Source organism: Megasphaera sueciensis (assembly GCF_050219315.1).
Taxonomy (GTDB): domain Bacteria; phylum Bacillota; class Negativicutes; order Veillonellales; family Megasphaeraceae; genus Megasphaera_A; species Megasphaera_A sueciensis.
Window position 1 is genome coordinate 1,172,688 of record NZ_CP116939.1, and the last position, 17,772, is coordinate 1,190,459.

General features: G+C 41.9%; 17 protein-coding genes. 7 read left to right on the top strand and 10 right to left on the bottom strand.

What is annotated here, in order from left to right:
* Positions 1–29 precede the first annotated feature (29 nt).
* Positions 30–296 carry a hypothetical protein gene (locus NXG62_RS05595; RefSeq protein WP_427113970.1) on the top strand — a complete coding sequence of 89 codons (267 nt, stop codon included), beginning with the start codon at positions 30–32 and terminating at the stop codon, positions 294–296.
* Positions 297–396: 100 nt separating this feature from the next.
* Here the strand turns inward: NXG62_RS05595 and NXG62_RS05600 are convergent.
* The 6 genes from NXG62_RS05600 to NXG62_RS05625 all read right to left on the bottom strand — a co-directional run bounded on the left by NXG62_RS05600 (position 397) and on the right by NXG62_RS05625 (position 6,926).
* Positions 397–1,796 (bottom strand): IS3 family transposase gene (locus tag NXG62_RS05600; protein WP_427111916.1). Its coding sequence is split into 2 segments (ribosomal slippage): positions 397–1,302 and positions 1,305–1,796, totalling 1,398 coding nucleotides; the frame shifts between segments, so codons are not numbered across the junction.
* Positions 1,797–1,905: 109 nt separating this feature from the next.
* Complete coding sequence (locus NXG62_RS05605; RefSeq protein ID WP_427113971.1) at positions 1,906–2,571, bottom strand: 3-oxoacid CoA-transferase subunit B; 666 nt, start codon at positions 2,569–2,571, stop codon at positions 1,906–1,908.
* Positions 2,571–3,314: a CoA transferase subunit A gene (locus NXG62_RS05610; protein WP_427113972.1), complete on the bottom strand. Its 744-nt coding sequence runs from the start codon at positions 3,312–3,314 to the stop codon at positions 2,571–2,573. The genes NXG62_RS05605 and NXG62_RS05610 overlap by 1 nt, the downstream gene beginning before the upstream one ends.
* A 539-nt stretch (positions 3,315–3,853) precedes the next feature.
* Positions 3,854–5,179, bottom strand: coding sequence for a serine dehydratase subunit alpha family protein (locus tag NXG62_RS05615; RefSeq protein ID WP_427113973.1), 1,326 nt, complete (start codon positions 5,177–5,179; stop codon positions 3,854–3,856).
* A gap of 32 nt (positions 5,180–5,211) precedes the next feature.
* Positions 5,212–6,519, bottom strand: a complete 1,308-nt coding sequence (locus NXG62_RS05620; RefSeq protein WP_427114246.1) for a hypothetical protein — start codon at positions 6,517–6,519, stop codon at positions 5,212–5,214.
* 194 nt (positions 6,520–6,713) lie between these two features.
* The gene (locus tag NXG62_RS05625; RefSeq protein ID WP_427113974.1) at positions 6,714–6,926 is read right to left on the bottom strand and encodes a hypothetical protein; all 213 of its coding nucleotides are present in this window, start codon (positions 6,924–6,926) and stop codon (positions 6,714–6,716) included.
* 168 nt (positions 6,927–7,094) lie between these two features.
* Between NXG62_RS05625 and NXG62_RS05630 the strand changes: the two genes are divergently transcribed.
* Positions 7,095–7,718: a LexA family protein gene (locus NXG62_RS05630; protein WP_427113975.1), complete on the top strand. Its 624-nt coding sequence runs from the start codon at positions 7,095–7,097 to the stop codon at positions 7,716–7,718.
* Positions 7,719–7,807: 89 nt separating this feature from the next.
* On the opposite strand, the gene NXG62_RS05635 is transcribed toward NXG62_RS05630, so the two are convergent.
* Positions 7,808–8,284 carry a hypothetical protein gene (locus NXG62_RS05635; protein ID WP_427113976.1) on the bottom strand — a complete coding sequence of 159 codons (477 nt, stop codon included), beginning with the start codon at positions 8,282–8,284 and terminating at the stop codon, positions 7,808–7,810.
* A 127-nt stretch (positions 8,285–8,411) separates the two neighbouring features.
* Positions 8,412–8,648, bottom strand: a complete 237-nt coding sequence (locus NXG62_RS05640) for a helix-turn-helix domain-containing protein (RefSeq protein ID WP_427113977.1) — start codon at positions 8,646–8,648, stop codon at positions 8,412–8,414.
* A 163-nt stretch (positions 8,649–8,811) separates the two neighbouring features.
* On the opposite strand from NXG62_RS05640, the gene NXG62_RS05645 reads away from it, so the two are divergent.
* The 5 genes from NXG62_RS05645 (at position 8,812) to NXG62_RS05665 (ending at position 14,639) form a co-directional block, all read left to right on the top strand.
* Positions 8,812–9,513, top strand: coding sequence for a LexA family transcriptional regulator (locus NXG62_RS05645; protein ID WP_427113978.1), 702 nt, complete (start codon positions 8,812–8,814; stop codon positions 9,511–9,513).
* 408 nt (positions 9,514–9,921) lie between these two features.
* Positions 9,922–11,463, top strand: a complete 1,542-nt coding sequence (gene istA / locus NXG62_RS05650; protein WP_427112183.1) for an IS21 family transposase — start codon at positions 9,922–9,924, stop codon at positions 11,461–11,463.
* The gene (istB, locus tag NXG62_RS05655; protein WP_427112184.1) at positions 11,457–12,236 is read left to right on the top strand and encodes an IS21-like element helper ATPase IstB; all 780 of its coding nucleotides are present in this window, start codon (positions 11,457–11,459) and stop codon (positions 12,234–12,236) included. The genes istA (NXG62_RS05650) and istB overlap by 7 nt, the downstream gene beginning before the upstream one ends.
* Positions 12,237–12,354: 118 nt before the next feature.
* The gene (istA, locus tag NXG62_RS05660) at positions 12,355–13,866 is read left to right on the top strand and encodes an IS21 family transposase (RefSeq protein WP_427114247.1); all 1,512 of its coding nucleotides are present in this window, start codon (positions 12,355–12,357) and stop codon (positions 13,864–13,866) included.
* The gene (locus NXG62_RS05665) at positions 13,863–14,639 is read left to right on the top strand and encodes an ATP-binding protein (RefSeq protein ID WP_427113979.1); all 777 of its coding nucleotides are present in this window, start codon (positions 13,863–13,865) and stop codon (positions 14,637–14,639) included. The genes istA (NXG62_RS05660) and NXG62_RS05665 overlap by 4 nt, the downstream gene beginning before the upstream one ends.
* A 453-nt stretch (positions 14,640–15,092) precedes the next feature.
* On the opposite strand, the gene NXG62_RS05670 is transcribed toward NXG62_RS05665, so the two are convergent.
* Positions 15,093–16,529, bottom strand: coding sequence for an oligosaccharide flippase family protein (locus NXG62_RS05670; protein ID WP_427113980.1), 1,437 nt, complete (start codon positions 16,527–16,529; stop codon positions 15,093–15,095).
* Positions 16,530–16,660: 131 nt separating this feature from the next.
* The gene (gene glf / locus NXG62_RS05675; RefSeq protein WP_427113981.1) at positions 16,661–17,761 is read right to left on the bottom strand and encodes a UDP-galactopyranose mutase; all 1,101 of its coding nucleotides are present in this window, start codon (positions 17,759–17,761) and stop codon (positions 16,661–16,663) included.
* Positions 17,762–17,772 lie beyond the last annotated feature (11 nt).

Genomic DNA, 17,772 nt, shown 5'->3' on the forward strand with positions numbered 1-17,772 from the left:
TTATTCTATAAGAAAGGAGTGCTGCCTACATGATAAAAAAATGGAAGAAAATAACAGCCCTTGTAATCGGCAGTGTATGCATGATGGGTTTGTCCGTATCCTTTGCGGCGGAACCACCGCAGCCAATGCCCATGCAAATGCAGCAGCAATGTCAGGACAAAAACTGTAAAGACATGAAATGTCCGCAAATGAACTGCAAAAATCCAAACTGCAAGGACAAAAACTGTCAACAGCACCATCCGAAAAAAACGGATAACCAGCACGACGGTCATCAGATGCCCGCACCGAAAGCGTAATGAAAAATGCATGATAAAACCCCAAGGAATTTGTATATATGTAGTGACCCCATAAAGTTAGACCTAACCGTAGTAGCATTTATTGCTGCTACGGTTTTTATTATGCTGCGACATGACGTAACCGATAGTTTACCGGACTTAACCAGCCAAGCTTTGATTTGATTCTACGGTTGTTATAATAGATGATGTATTTCTCAATTGCTTTTTGTAACTCTTCGAAGCTGTGATATGTACGGCCATAATATAGTTCCTGTTTTAAGAGTCCAAAGAAATTTTCCATCACGCTATTGTCAAGGCAGGTTCCCTTTCGGGACATGCTCTGATAAATCCGTTCTTCTTTTAAGCGACTAACATATCCTCCCATTTGATAGGCCCAACCCTGGTCGGAGTGAAAGGTCCGGCGATAAGGACAGTCGCCGGTTACCTCAATGGCCCGTTCCAAGGCAGACATGATTCCCTGTGATGACGGGCGTTTCGTAAAGCTGAAGCTGATAATCTCACGATTGAATAGATCCAGGAATGGATCAAGGTACGCCTTACGTGTAATGATGGTTCCTTTTGTGTCGATCTCATAATATTTAAATTCTGTCGTATCCGTGGTGATTTTCTGATGTGGGATACAGGTGTCGAATCGTCGGCGCAGACGGTTAGGCGCGACGCGGCCCACGGTTCCTTTGTAGGAATTATACTTACGGTTTTTGTGTATAAATGACGTAACCTGCAGCCCCAGCTTCTGAATCAGTCGTTGTACACGTTTTCGATTGATGAGAAGGCCCTCTTCATGCAGTTTCCCCCAGATACGACGATAACCAAAGTCCTTATCACTTTTACGGATGGCTATAATCTTTGCTTCTATATCTGCATCTGGAGAAGGCAGATCGAAGCGCTTCTGCCAGTACATATACGTTGCCTTGGGAAGCTTGGCAACGGCAAGGATATCTTTTAGTTTGAATGATCCTCGGAGACTGTGGATGATCCTTGCTTGTTTTTCTGCGCCTCTTCCGCTAAACGCAGTCTCCTCACTTCTTTTAAATATGCTACCTCAATTCGTAATTTGAGATTTTCTTCCTCGAGTTGTTTAAGTCTCTCCGTCTGCGCTTCTGGTGATGCTGGGTGGATAGTTGATTTATCTGACACCTTCGATCTCCTGCCTTTCCGTTGCGGTTTGAGGCCATCTACACCAACCGCACGATAACGCTGAACCCAAGAGGTTAGCATACTTGGCGTATGTATACCTAGCGAAAGAGCTAACTCGTTGTAAGATGACTCTGTACTTAGATATAACTCTACCGCATGTTGCTTAAATTGAAAAGAGTATGTTTTCTTCTGGCGTGACCGTTGAAGAGCTTGTGAACCGTTTTCACGATACACGGCAACCCATTCTCTGAGAACTTTGTTGCTAGGAATATGATACTTCTTTGATAATAGCATATAGCCTAATTTTCCTTGCAAATACTCGTTGACAACTTTCATCTTAAATTCAAAACTATATTTTGCCATAAAAAGCTGACCCCCATAAGCTAGATTTCTAGGTCTAACTTATGGGGGTCAGTACAATACTCCTTGGGGTTTTACCATGCATTATCTATATACTCATGCCATCACACCATCAGGCAAGGCGATATTCACCTACATCTTCAGCCACGGTAAAATCAGCCTCTGTGATATTCCGTATATCCTCCACAGTCTTTCCGGCTGCTATTTCCGTCAACACTAAGCCTCCCGGCTGCACCTTGAACACGGCTTGTTCCGTGATGATGATATCGACGATGCCGGCTCCGGTAAGCGGCAGCGTACAATGTTTCTTTACTTTAGATTCCCCTTGTTTATTGGTATGCAGCAGCATAGCCACAACCTTGCGGGCTCCCGCCACCAGATCCATGGCGCCGCCCGGTCCCGGCGAATATCGTTCCGGTGCGACCGGCAATGCCCAGTTGGCAATATTTCCCTCTTGGTCTACCTCCAGTGCTCCCAGGAAAGTACCATCCATATGGCCGCCGCGGATCATGGCAAACGCCGTCGTCGAATCAAAAACCGAGGACCCGTCTACCAAAGTAATAGGCTGTCCGCCGGCATTGGCAATATCCGAATCATACGTGTCCCCCGTAGGTGTCCCGCCGAACAATAAACAACCGTTTTCCGACTGCAAAATAACTTCCACTCCTTTGGGAACAAAATTGGCAACACTCATCGGCATGCCGAAACCAAGGTTGACATATTCCCCATCCTGCAACTCTAATGCTGCCCTCCGTGCAATACGTTCTTTATCGCTCATTATACGTCCTCCTTTTCGGGTGCAACCGTTTTCAAAAAACCGGCCTTATACCACAAATCACCCAAAACCTGATGCTGCTCTTCCATACTATTTCCCTGTACGACAGCATCCACAAAAATCCCCGGAGTTCCTACCTGGTTGGGATCGATCTCTCCTATCGCTGCGATTTCGTTCACTTCCGCTATCGTATAAGCGGCCGCTGTAGCCATTGCGGGATTACTATTAACAGCTACGCCGCGATACTGTACATTCCCCATCCGATCTGCGCGGAAACCTTTAATAAGGGCAACATCTGCCTTAAGAGGTGTCTCCAGCAAATACGTCTTATCCGCTACAACGATCTTCTGCTTCCCCTCTTCCAAAATAGTACCCAAACCGGTAGGAGACAAAACGCCGCCTAACCCGGCCCCTGCCGCTCTGACCTTCTCTATAAAACTCCCCATGGGATGATATTCAATATCAATCTCTCCTGCCTTATACTGCCGAATTGCCTCGGGGCATGTTCCGGCATGGGATGTAATCAATTTCTTTACCATTTTATGCTGAAACAAAGGAGCCAAATCAAAATTACCGGCCGGACTGGCACTCACAATAGAAATAATCGTCAAATCCGTGAGACCTCTTTCAATCAACTTCTCTATACAGCGCAGCGGAACCCCTACTCCCAAAAATCCACCGATCATGACAGTCGAGCCACTCTTTACATGCTGCATAGCTGTATCCAACGATATAACCTTATCCATACGATAACCACCTCTCAAACCAAAAAAAACGATAAGCGTTTATGAATATATCCACTTATTAAATAATACGTGTTAATTGATAACAATTATTTATATTGTCATTATACAATATTTATTATTTATTGTCAATCCGTCTATCCGGCGGCCAAATGCAACAGCTCTAAAAACCTCCCTTAACAGGAGATAAGCAAAGAGCTGCTTTTGCAGGAACGCAGTGACGCACAAAAATATGCGAATCGCTCAATCCGTCTATCCGGTGGCCAAATGCAACAGCTCTGAAAGCCTCCCTTAACAGGGGATAAGCAGAGAGCTGCTTTTGCAGGAACGCAGTGACGCACAAAAGCATGCGAATCGCTTAGTTTGTCTATCAGGTGGATTCGGACATGGGTTTCGTCCGAAGACGGAGAGGTTAGCCCTTGCTCCTGCCCTTCTCCCGTTCCCGTGTCTTTAAATCCCCACTGCATCATATACAAAAATCTCCCAATACAATCCGTATTGGGGGATTTTTGTTACACTTTCCTATGCCACACAATAAGACATCAACGTCGTTCTTTTTTCTTCTTCTGCATCATGATAGCCAATATTTGCTTGTCGGTTTCTGCCATTCCTTGACAGGCCAGTGTCCCGATGTTATCGATAGAGTCGTCAATATCATCCGACACAATACCTTCCTCCCCGGTGACACGAATGTTCTGGAGTGCCATGAGCACGGCTTTATAGGCAGCCATAACAGAAGTCGTGACTTTCATCGAGCAGCTATGAGCGGCTCCGTCGCAGATGATGCCCGGGATATCTCCGATCATACTGGATATAGCCATACAGACCGTCTTGAAATCCTTGGTATAAAGGTAGGCTATTCCTGCAGCAGCACCCATGGCGGCTGTCGAAGCGGCACACAGGGCTGATAATTTCGGTAATTTACTATGAATATAGATAGCCATCATGTGAGAAAGCATGAGGGCCCGTATCGTAGTTTCCCGATCTGCCCGCAGGTATTTGGCAGCCACGGTTACCGGTACGGTAGCCGTGATACCTTGATTGCCGGAACCGGAGTTGGTCATGGCCGCCTGTGAGGCCCCGCCCATGCGTGCATCCGAGGCGGCCGCCGTGCAGGCTGCCATTTGCAGCAAGAGGGATTGATCCAACTGTTTTTCACATATTTGTTTTTGTAATATTCTGCCGATCTGCAATCCATACACCTGCTGCATCCCGGTTTCTGCTAAAGCATCATTCATTTTTGCTGCTTCTTCAATAAAGGATATAGAATCGATAGGTGCCTGGGCCGCAAATTCGAAAATATCCTGCGCCCGTATACCGGTAAGAGAATAGGCTTTTTGCCTGTCATTAGATTGTTGGGGAGCCGCTTTAAAAATGGCTTTCCCATTTTTTTCTATACGGATGACGTTCGTATGCGTATCGGCGATGCAGACACGTGCCGATGACGTCCCATGCAGAACACGTACTTCGGAATACAGGACATGGTCTACATCGGCAACACTGATCGTTACCTTTCCGTCCGCCACCATTTCCTTCGCTTCGGCAACTTGCCCCGGCGTAATATCCTTCAAGACCTCCAGTTTACCGTCCGGATCTCCGCCGATCGCACCGACAGCCGCCGCGATCAAAAGTCCCGCGGTCCCGGTTCCGGGAACAATGACACCCATACCGTTTTTCATCATATTGGCAGACACGCGCGCTTCTATGGCATACACAGGTAATGCCAAGGTTTCTGACGCAATGGCTGCCGCCAGCGCCAAGGATACCGGTTCCGTACAGCCGATAGCCGGTACGACTTCATGCCGTACGGCTTTGATCATTTCTTTCCATAATGGATTCATATCTGTATTACTTTTCGTATCCTGCATAACGTAACACCTTGCCTTTCCAACGAATTAAATTAGGACATAAACGCCAAGAACGGGGATACACACAACAATATGCCCGTAATAATAATGATGTACAGTGACACACCTTTATACCGGTGCAGCAGCGGCACCCGATATACAAGATACGCCGGGATCAGACACCCTACCATCCCAAAGACCGGACTGCAGATGGAAGTAAAACTCAGTACCGGTGCGTTCAGCACGATAGCGCCCCACGATACCATGATCGTAAAAAAGATAATGCCATATTTCAGGATCGTCTTGTTAACACGTTCCTCCGGCATCACACGGCACAGCATATTCATGGCCAGCCCTTGGCAGGCTTCGCGGAATCCGAGATATACACCAAAATACGCCGTCATAACCGCAAAAATATTGAGAATCAAGCTGAATACCTTAACATATTGCTGTCCGCTGCCCTGGGCCGCCATCGCCAGTGCCGAAATATTGGCATGGTACGCCGCGACTGCCTGGTCATGTCCCATCGACAATGTGAACGATACGGCATAGAAAAACACGGTGACGAACAGGATGCAAAATGCGATATTCATGGCCCGCATCGCTTTATACCGAGCCACGGCAATAGACTTTTCATGGGACCGGTAAGAAATAACCATGGGACTCAAGCTTTGAATAAATAAGATAGAAGTCAGCGTAAACGGCAGCATGACGATCGTATCATGGATGAGCTGGCCGATCGGCGGGATGGCCCCGACATTCGCCAGATTCCAGTGGCTCACCATCAGGCAGCCGAGGATAGCTACGACACACAACTTAGTAAGCACCATGCCCGTTGCGATCTTGAACAACACTTTTTCCCCGCGGGAAGCCAGCAGGACCAGCAAGCAGATGATTCCCAGTCCATACAGCGGATTTTTCGACAGCAGCGTGTCCGTCACGCCAAAAGACTGCAGGAAAGAGGCACTGTCATTGTTGATCGCCGTAGAATACACAAACACCCAGATGATCAGCATAACAAAGTACAACGCACCCAAGAACATGCCCCAGTTCTTCCCCAAATACCCTTTGATGACGCTGGGATAATCCTGGCACTTCGGGGAATCAGCCAGCGTATTGATAAATAACCGCTGGAATAAATACATTGCCGGATATCCGATGACCGAAGATAACAAAAATACCCATAATCCCATCAAGCCTACCTGCACCGGCAAAAATACAATACCGGCACCAATAGCCATGCCGATACTCATAATGACCCAGCCCCAGTCTGTACTATCGAAGCGGGTCGCTTTTTTCCATTCCTCCGGACTCAGCCCGGAATGCTTTTCCAACGCCCCGGCAGTAAAATCATCTGCCATAGACGTTTTTGTTGAAGACGGTTCCATTTCTATTCCTCCTTAAATATGATACGGTATCCCTTATATACGAAACCTCGCCTCCTTTAACTGTCTGGAACCGGAAACAAGCACATCCGGTTACAAACGTATCGTTTTGACATGATACGCATATCCTCCCCTTTCCCCTGCTGTCTGCCGTATTTAAAACGTGTCTTTTAAGATACATTCCGGCCAAAAAAAATAACGGTCACATCAATCTCCTTTAACTTAAGACGCACGATAATCCGCTGCATCTCATCCCGATCAAACTCATAGATGCCACCGATTTTCTTGTTCCAGGTAGAAGACGACATATGAATAGATTGCAGAAAACGCCCCATGGATATGCCTTCTTCTCTGATCTTAGCCAGCAATAACTCCGCATTCAATTCCTATATCCTCCTTTTTCTACGTATCTTTTACGACACTTTAATTATACGTATTCCCCGCGATGCTGTCAACATGTGCGGACACAGTTGCCAATATTGCATGAATACCGTTGCCTCTTAGCAACTTTCACAGTATAATAAATATATTAACAGATGAGGTAAATCCAAATGAAAATACAAGATGTACTATCCTGGCGCCGTAAACAATTAAACCTGACCTTAGAAGAAGTCGCCCGGCATGTAGATGTCGGAAAAAGCACCGTGCGAAAATGGGAACACGGCATCATCAAAAACATGGGACGAGATAAAATAGCACTCTTAGCCGAAGCCTTGACCCTGCCCCCGGCCCTGCTCTTAAAAGATGATGTTTCGATGGAAGAACTGCAGGCATATACCCGTATATACGCAGAAAACGTCCCTATGCCGATTACGATTCCCATTATCCGAGAACCCGCCGGAGAATCCGGCACCTGTATCGAAGAACAGGCCCCGTATCAGCTGGATATACATGCCGACTTTACGCTCCGCATGCAGGGAGACAGCATGACCGCTGCACGAATCAACGATGGCGATATCGTATTCATCCATAAGCAGGACCACGTCGATGACGGGGAAATCGCAGCCGTCCTGATCAATGACACGACGACCTTGAAACGCGTATACTTCATAGGCGAAAAAATACAATGCCTGGCAGAAAATCCCAACTACAAACCGCTGTATTTTGACACCTGCCATGATGACACCTTCAAAATACTGGGCAAAGCCGTTGCTTTTTATAGTGAAATCGAATAGTACTGCACCTATAAAGCCTTTTTTCACAGGAAACGCTTCATAGGTGCAGTACTAGTATTAAAAATATTAAAAAGCAGAAATGTCCATCGTCATCCAAAAAATACGGAAAACAAAGAAAGGGAATGGGAATGTTTTTTATCCGGAATACGCCCGGAATGATTCGCATTTTCCGCCGCAGATTTCATCACGATTAATACCGCTTTATCTAACACATTGATGGGTTCATCCACCGCATAGGTTGTGATCTGCGCCTTATTAATATTCAATTTTCTCGAATTCGTAAACAGCAGTTGATTCTCTTGCACTACATCCGTGTTTTTCACAAATCGATCATCGAAATGTTCGCAGACACAAAATTGATCTTCAATCAGTATCGGCCGTACCAATTCCTTTACACTGTGGATCATGCCCATGCTTTGCTTGGTTTCCGGATCTATGATCTCATTATTTGCGCCTATAATTTGAAAATAGCACTGCTCTGTTATATGCCTGTCCGCTCCGGCATTAATAACAATCCGGTATTCATCTAAAATACGTATCACTTTAAAAAGAGTATTATTTTCCATATGATACCTCACATCAATACAATACACGGTAACCGAATCATACTATGTCATCATAGTATATACGTAAGTTCTGATGCCTAGCTCTTACGCAGGTTAACTATGCCCACCTCACTTTCAATTTTTTAGTTTACATCCTTGTTTCGTCCCGTTTTTGAGACGATTGGCTTAAAAAAATTTCATTGCGTTCCGAAGAATTTGTAATATGCAAAATATCGCATAACTTAATGGCATCATCCAGAAAAAACCGGGTATCTCCCCGCATCTTCCGGTTGAGAGCCTGTGGTGTAATTCCCATTTGGACAGCAACATCACAATATTTAATTCCTCTTTCCGCTATTTTAGCTCGCAATTTTGGAACATTCATGAATTCTCCCTCCTTTTCGTTCCATTTTTTGGGACAACTATATTATAAAATATTTGATATAGTCTGTCAATCCCATTTTTGAAACGACTGGCATATTTTACGCAATCCATCGTTGCGTTTATGAAACCAAGAGTTTATAATATTTTAATAAGGAGGGTTTATTATGAACCAAAAAAACCTGCCAAACGAAATCATATCGCTAATAAAACAAAAAATGAAGGAAGATGCTGTCAGTTACGGTGAATTGTCAAAAGAAACAAAAATACCAAAATCCACACTGCAACGCTACATCACAGGGCGGACATCCAAAATCCCCCTCGATGCGATCAGTGAAATCGCAAAGGTATTGCATATATCGGCAGACATTGCCAGTGCCCTGTCAGACAAGACAAGTCCCCTAGCAGCATACCGTACACCCTATCAAAAAAAGTCTCCTTCCTCTGTGTATTATGAAATTCCTATCGGTATGCCCATCGGTGATGTATTAACCGCAGATAGTATGATTCATCTCCCCCACATGTCTATAGCAGATACGTTGCTGGGTCCCTACGCCGGCAACAAAAACCTGGTCATCATGCACGTCACCGGTGACTCTATCAACAACATTGTAAAAAAAGGCGCTGCCATTGCCGTGCTCACACAGATAACCATAGATACACTCCATAACGGAGATATTATCGCCGCCCTATATGGTACAGAAAAAAAATACATCATAAAACGATTCTATCGGGACAAAAAAACAGGCGATATTATCTTACGCCCCGACAGTACAAATCTATCCTTCCGTGAAACCGTCATCACCCATGAAAATCTTGAAAAATTTAAAATACTGGGCAAAATCGTGGTATACAATGTCATACTATAAAAAAACGTGCGGGCTGACACAGTCCGCACGTTAAATAAAGAAACAACGTGACGCATGAATAATACGGATCTAGTTGAGCCACCTGTCCGATCAAAGTGAGCCACCATACCGTTTAAGCCTGAGCCACCTGTCCGGACGAAGTGAGCCATGACCATAACCCGTATAATGTATGTATACATCTAGAGATGTAAATACATTATACGGGAGGTCATATGATGACCAAATATCGCGAAATCATAAGGTTGAAGCACCTTGGTTGTATATTCCAACAAAATAGTGCAGTCTTGCCGACAATTTAGTGCGTATCTTTCCGATAATTAAGTGCACTCATTTTCGATAACAGTGCATGCCCTATATAATGAAAATGGCACACATACGTGTGACTATCATTATTGGAGGTCGATAATCATGTTAAATTATCGAGAAATCATCAGGCTTAAAAGCCTGGGGTACAGCAACTTGCGTGTCGGCAACAGTTGTGGAAGTTCCCGGAATACTATCGCCGAAGTATGGAAATTAGCTCAAGACAAAGAGTTAACATGGCCAATTCCAAATAATCTTACAAATAAGGATCTATCTGCTATTCTCTACCCTGGACGACTCACGTCTCAAGGACGAAAACTCCCTGATTATGAGTATATTTACAAAGAGCTGGCGAAACCAGGAGTTACGCTTTCCCTGTTGTGGTCGGAATACTGTGAGAAATGTCGACATGAAGGAATGATTCCCTATCAGCATTCCCAATTCAGTGACAAGTACCATGCATACGCTGCTTCAAAGAAGGCAACCCTTAGGATAACAAGAAAACCGGGAGAAATCATGGAGGTCGACTGGGTTGGAAATACATTGTCTGTTATTGATGAAACAACAGGAGAAGAAATAAAAGCTTATGTTTTTGTGGCATGCCTACCATGCAGCCTTTACAGTTATGCCGAAGCATTTCCAGACATGAAGTCCAATCACTGGATTGAAGCCCATGTTCATGCTTACTCTTTCTTTGGTGGCGTAACCCGCATTCTTGTACCAGATAATCTCAAAACAGGAGTGATTAAAAACACAAGCACAGAGCTCATTTTAAACCATTCCTACCATGAGATGGCAGAACATTATGGCACCGCCATAATTCCAGCTAGGCCATTCACTCCACGAGATAAAGCTAATGCTGAGCGAACCGTTGGCGTTATTGAAACCTGGATTTTGGCAGCAATTCGCAACAGGAAGTGTTTTTCCTTTACGGAAGTAAATGCCGTAATCCTTGAAAAGCTTACAGAATTCAACAAAAAACCGTTTCAAAAGAAGAAAGGAAGCAGATTCACAGCATTTGAAGAGGAAGAAAAGGACTTCCTCATGCCACTGCCTGCTTCCCCGTATGAGACGGCTATCTGGTCGAAAGCCACCATACAACCCGATTATCTCATACCCGTCGGGAATTGCAAGTATTCTGTGCCATATGAATTTATTGGTAAAAAAATTGAGGTACGAACCACGGAAAAGACAATAGAGATGTTTTTCCATGGACAAAGAATTGCTTCGCATATCCGTAGAGCATACTCCCAAGAACCAATTTATGTACCTGAACATATGCCGGCAAACCACAGGCAGTATCTTGCATACAACAGTGAGAATTTTCTTAAATGGGGTGAAAACATAGGGGATAACGCGCTGCTTGTTATTAAAAACTTTCTATATATGCATAAGATAGAAAGACAGGGCTACAAATCCTGTGTTTCGTTAATGAGACTAGCAGACCGCTATTCTACAAACAGGCTCGAACAAGCATGCGGTACCGCTTTAACATATACCCCAAGTCCCAGCCTTAAAAATATTGCAACAATTCTTAAAAACGGTCTGGACAAAGTTAAGGTAAAGCCCCCGTCCTTACAATCTGATACATCTCACGGCATAACACGCGGTGCAGCATATTTCCGGGGAGGTAAAGAAAAATGTTAAAACAATCCACTGTTGATAAACTACATGATATGCGTTTGTCCGAAATGGCCGCTGTTTTTGAAGAACAATGCAATGATAAATATTTCGACAATCTCTCCTTCGAAGACAGAATCGGGATGATGATTGATCGAGAATGGACTAAACGCCAAAACACGAAGATGAACAAGCTTATTCATACAGCAGCATTTCGTTATCCAGATGCCTGCGTTGAAAATATTGAATACCAGCCTGACAGGAACCTTGATAAAGCACTAATTAATTCGTTTGCTACTTGCCAATACATTCGTGAAAGTCACCATATTATTCTGAAAGGAGCATCTGGAAATGGGAAAACATATATTGCCTGTGCCCTTGGCAATGCTGCCTGCAGAAACTACTTAAAGGTTCGGTATATAAGGTTGCCAGAGCTTCTGGATGAACTGGCAATTGCTCATGGTGAAGGAACATTTGAAAAGCTCATTAAATCTTACCAAAAAGTTGGATTGCTGATCGTAGATGAATTCTTGTTAACACCTTTATCCAGTGATCAGGCAAGAGAATTGCTAGAAATTATTGAAGCAAGAAGCGTTAAGGGATCTGTGATATTCTGCACACAATTTGAACCAGGCGACTGGTACAACAGGATTGGTACAGAAAGTGATGCCACCGTATCTGAAGCCATTATTGACAGGATTGTACACAACAGTTATGAAGTCTTTATTGACGGACAGGTTTCAATGCGCGAACGTCACGGGTTAAAACAATCTGCACAACAAAAAACATTAAGTTATTAAAAGGTTTACGACTGCATAGCTTCCGGGAGCACTGCACTGAATTTTCGGGAGCTATGCACTAAATTTCTAGAAAGGGGTGCACTAAAACTTCGGAAAGATTGCACTTTAGGAATGGAATATTCACCTTGGTTTCAGTGAACGGAACATAGCACGTAGCTGCCCTTGTTCTAGAAATACCGTCGCAAAAGTTTTAAAAAAGGCTGCTGAATTAAAGCTTTTCTGGCCCTTGGACGAAAACATGACAGATGTTGCACTTGAGAAAATATTGGTTTCTCATCCAAAATCCAATGTTCAAAGGTGCCAACCTAATTTGTCCTACATCCACAAAGAACTGATGAAAAGCGGGGTAAACAAGAAACTCCTATGGACAGAATATATGGAGACGTGCCGGCTAAGTGGTGAAGCGCCTCTCATGTACTCGCAGTTTTGCTACTACATTCAACAGGATGAACAAAAGCGTCGGGCCACCATGCATATCAACCGCAAGCCTGGCGAACAGGTCGAAGTAGATTGGGCTGGAGATCCGGCTCACATTATGGATCCTGATACGGGTGAAGTTATAGACGCATATCTTTTTGTTGGTGTGATGACGTACAGCCAATACACGTATGTCGAAGCCTTTATCAATGAAAAGCAACAGGCTTGGATTACAGCTCATATCCATATGTTTGAGTTCTTCGGTGGTGTTGCTAAGATCCTTGTGCCAGATAATTGCAAAACAGCCGTTGTACATAACGGTGGTTGGTATAGTCAGCAGGTCAACACCATCTATCATGAGATGGCGGAGCATTATGGCACGGCTATTATTCCTGCCAGAGTGAAAGCTCCCAAGGATAAACCGAATGCTGAAGGTACAGTCGGCAAAATTTCTACATGGATTACGGCGGCGCTTCGTAATGAGCAGTTCTTTTCTCTTGCTGAGATCAATCAATCAATCCGAGAAAAGCTGGCAGAGTTTAATGCCAGACTCTTTCAAAAGAAAGAAGGCAGCCGGCTGAGACTCTTCCACGACGAAGAATTGCCATTATTGGCACCTTTACCTGCTACCTCGTATGAACTAGCGGACTGGAAACAGTACACCGTTCAATTTAATTATCACATATCTATCAGCGGAATGCTATACTCCGTCCCATATGAATATATAAAACGGAAGGTAGATGTGCGGATAACAGATAAAATCATTGAGATTTTTTACAATCATAAACGAATTGCATCACATCGTCGGCTTTACGGACGTAAGGGGCAGTATAGTACCATTCTGGAACACATGCCAAAGGATCATCAGCAATATTTGTCATGGAACGGCGACAGATTCCGCAAATGGGCTGAAAAAATCGGGCCCAATACGTATAAGGCAATAGATGCAATCCTTACCTCCCATCGTGTGGAACAACAGGCTTATCGAAGCTGTATGGGACTGTTGAAGCTCACGGAAAGATATTCTGGAATGCAGCTTGAAGTTGCTTGTCAAAAAGCTTTAAGCTATACGGTAAATCCGAGCTACAAGAGCATCAAAAATATCTTGTCAGCAAAAACGGATACGGATAAAACACCAGTTGAGTCAGCGTCTACGCGAAAGAACCATGGCATTACCAGAGGTTCTGCATACTACGGGAGGAAACAGCCATGACGAATCAAAGTACAATAGATAAATTACTTGCAATGCGTCTTACTGCGATGTCGGATGCTTTTCTTACTCAACAAAATGATCAAAAAATGAAGGAAATTCCATTTGAGGATCGGTTTGGTATGCTGGTGGACATTGAATACAGCAGTCGAAAAAATAATCGAAGGAAAAGGCTTATTAAAGGTGCTGGATTTGATCAGTCAGATGCCAGCATTATGGATATCAACTATAAATCTGGCCGCAAACTGAATCGGGGTCTTATTGAAAGACTCGCAAATTGTGAATATATTACGGAACATCGAAATATTTTCATTACGGGTGCAACCGGTAGCGGCAAAACCTATATGGCCTGTGCATTCGGTATGGAAGCCTGTAAACAATATTACAAAACAAAATATGTCAGGTTGCCAGATTTTCTCATCGATATAGAAATCTCAAGGAATGATGGCACTTATAAGAACGTTATGGCTAAATATGCCAATCCGGTGCTGCTTATTTTTGATGAATGGCTGCTCATGAAGCCGAGTGAGATGGAATGCAAAGATATTTTCGAACTTCTTCACCGGCGCCGCAAAAAATCTTCGACCATTTTCTGTTCTCAGTATAGAGACAACGACTGGTATGAGCAACTAGGAGGAGACGCCAGTCCACTAGCCGACGCCATCCTTGATCGCATCGTACACGATGCATATAAAATCAATATCGAAAGTACAGATCCATCAAAGGATATTTCAATGCGTGAAGTATATGGATTGGATCAATCTTTAAGCGAATAACTTTGGGGGATAGTGGCTCAACAGTTCCGGTCATGCGGCTCACGCCGCACCGGAACGCTGGCTCTATCCGATCAGTATATTCAACGCACAAAAAAGAAGCGCATCATAAAACAATTTCCAAATGGAATCACAAACTATGTCCCCTTTCCTACAATTACATGTATATCGTTGAACTGCCTCACCGGAAACGAAAGAAATCCGCTACCATCTTTTGCTCTCAGTATCAAAATAAACATGTAAAGCATTGCTTCAATCCATATACGCTCTGCATTGAAGGATATGAATTGGAACAATCTGTAAGCGAATACTTTTAGGGATAGTATCTCAACAATTCCGGACATGTAGCTCACGCCACATCGAAACGTTGGCTCTATCCGACCAGTATATTCTCTATTATCAACTAATGCGACAAAAAAAGAGCGTCCCTGTTATCTTCTACTATAGTTTCTATATTTAACTATTCACTAAAATTCTTTTTATCCTACTGATTACTTCAATAATAAACTTATCTTTTAAAAGAATTAAAACCATAATATATATAACAATTCCTGAAAAAATACTAATTAGTAAGTAAAGTACAGTGGGAATATTCTGAGGAATAAAATACAGTATAAAAAACATGATTGCACCAGCAAAAATATAATTTTTCATACTCAAAAAATATTGGCGAAAGGGTAATTCCTTTCGTGTCACCCAAAACTGATAACCAAATACTCCAATTTCCGCAATAACAGAAGCTATTGTTGATCCAAGTGATGCATAGGCTGGAATAAGTACTATATTAAAAAAAACGTTGATTATAGCACCTATTGTCACTGAAATAGTCAACAAATGTTCTCTTCCAATGGGTATCAAATACTGACTTCCTAAAATATTACTTAATCCAATCGCTAACAAAAGAAAACTAAAAATTTTTAATAATGGAATTACCTGGTCAAATCCATTTCCAAAAAAGAATGGGACAAATATGTTAGCCACTAAAAAAATTCCAAAAATCATAGGAATAGCCAAACACCCTACAATGTGAAAACTATATCGCAAATTTCGTAAAATACCTTCATAATTTTTATTAGCATATAAAAAAGATATTTGAGGAGACATAACAGTCCCCAAAGAAGTTACAATTGTTAATAAGACTAAAACCAGTTTATGTGCCTGATCATAAAACCCAACTTCCATCGGCGAATTACTTAATACACCAAGTATCGTCTTATCCATAACCAAGTAAATCGTCATTGCAATTTGAGGAATAAATAATCGAAAAGAACCTACTACATGCTTCCAACAATGAATATCTATAAAATGAACTTTGCAAATGTATGTTGTTAATAAAGGGAGCATGGATGCTGTGCTTAAAAAATCCGCAAATGTCATACACAAAACATAGATCACAAAATCATTAGATGTTTTAACAAATAAAAATATAGATATAGTAGCTAGTGTCCTTATAAAAATATTTCGTACTGCTAACACTCTAAAATTTTCAATACCTTGAAAAAACCAATCCACATTACAAGAAACAGTAACAATCTCCATAGCAAGAATAACATATAAAAATATATTAGAAAAACAAAAAAATATGAATACAAGATACATAAACAACACAATCGTTGATAACACTAATTTGACAATAAACAACCCCCAAAAGGTTGCACTTAGTGTATATATATCCTGATTACGAACATAAGCTATCGTTCGTTGTCCATAATTATTCATTCCTAAAAACGCAATCATCGTAAAATAAGTTACAACAGATAATGCAAATGCATATTTTCCTAGCCCTTCGGCACCAATGACTCTTGACAAATAAGGGATAGTAATTATTGGTAAAATCAAACTATATACTTGAAAAATCATGTTATAAAAATAATTTTTAGATATACTCGCCATATCAATCACTCATAATCAATAATTATTGCACTTTACTTTTATAAAATCAAAACTTTTCTCTGCATCATTATTGATAAAATCCTTTATTTTATAATATTTTAAAATTCATTTATCAAAATAATTACATCATATTAAGATAACTCTTTTTCCGTAAGATGTAATGCCGATTGTATTACTTTATCCATATCATAATATTTGTATTCTCCCAGCCGTCCTCCAAATATAACATTTTTTTCTTGTTTAGCTTTTATCAAATATTGTTGATAAAGATTTTGATTTTTCTCATCGTTTATTGGATAATACGCTTCATCACCACGTTTCCAAAACACAGGATACTCTTTGGTAATATAAGTAACCGATTGTGTGCCAAATTCAAAATGCTTATGTTCAATAATCCGTGTATACGGTGTTTCAGCATCAGTATAATTAACAGCTGCTACTCCCTGATAATTATCTATATTATATTTCTCCGTCTCAAAACGAAGACCGCGATATTCCAGTTCGCCCAAACAATAATGAAAGTACTCATCTATCGTTCCTGTATAAATCACTTTATCTGCTATATCTCTCCATGCTTCTTGATTTGTATTAAAATCACAATTTAACCGAACGTCTATACCTTCCAACAAATGATTAATTAACACATTATATCCCCCAATGGGAACTCCTTGATATCGATCATTAAAATAATTATTATCATACGTATAGCGGACTGGTAATCGTTTAATAATAAAGGCAGGTAACTCAGTACATTTCCTTCCCCACTGTTTTTCTGTATATCCTTTAATTAATTTTTCATAAATATCTGTACCAACAAGATGAATTGCCTGTTCTTCCAAATTTTGAGGTTCATGAGTAATTAAAGCTCTTTGCTTTGCAATTTTTCTCTTAGCTTCCCTAGGTGTTATAACCCCCCACATTTCATGAAATGTATTCATATTAAAAGGAAGATTATACAGTTCCCCCTTATAGTTAGCTATCGGGCTATTTATATACTGATTAAATACAACAAATTGGTTTACATATTCCCAAATATCGGGTGCATTAGTATGAAAAATATGTCCCCCATAAAAATGAATGTTAATGTCGTCTCTATTTTGGCAATATACATTTCCACCTAAATGATTCCTTCGCTCAATAACGAGACATCGTTTCCCTTTATTATTAGCCTCGTGTGCAAATACAGAGCCAAATAAACCACTGCCAACTATTAGATAATCATAAATACTCATCTTTTCATCTC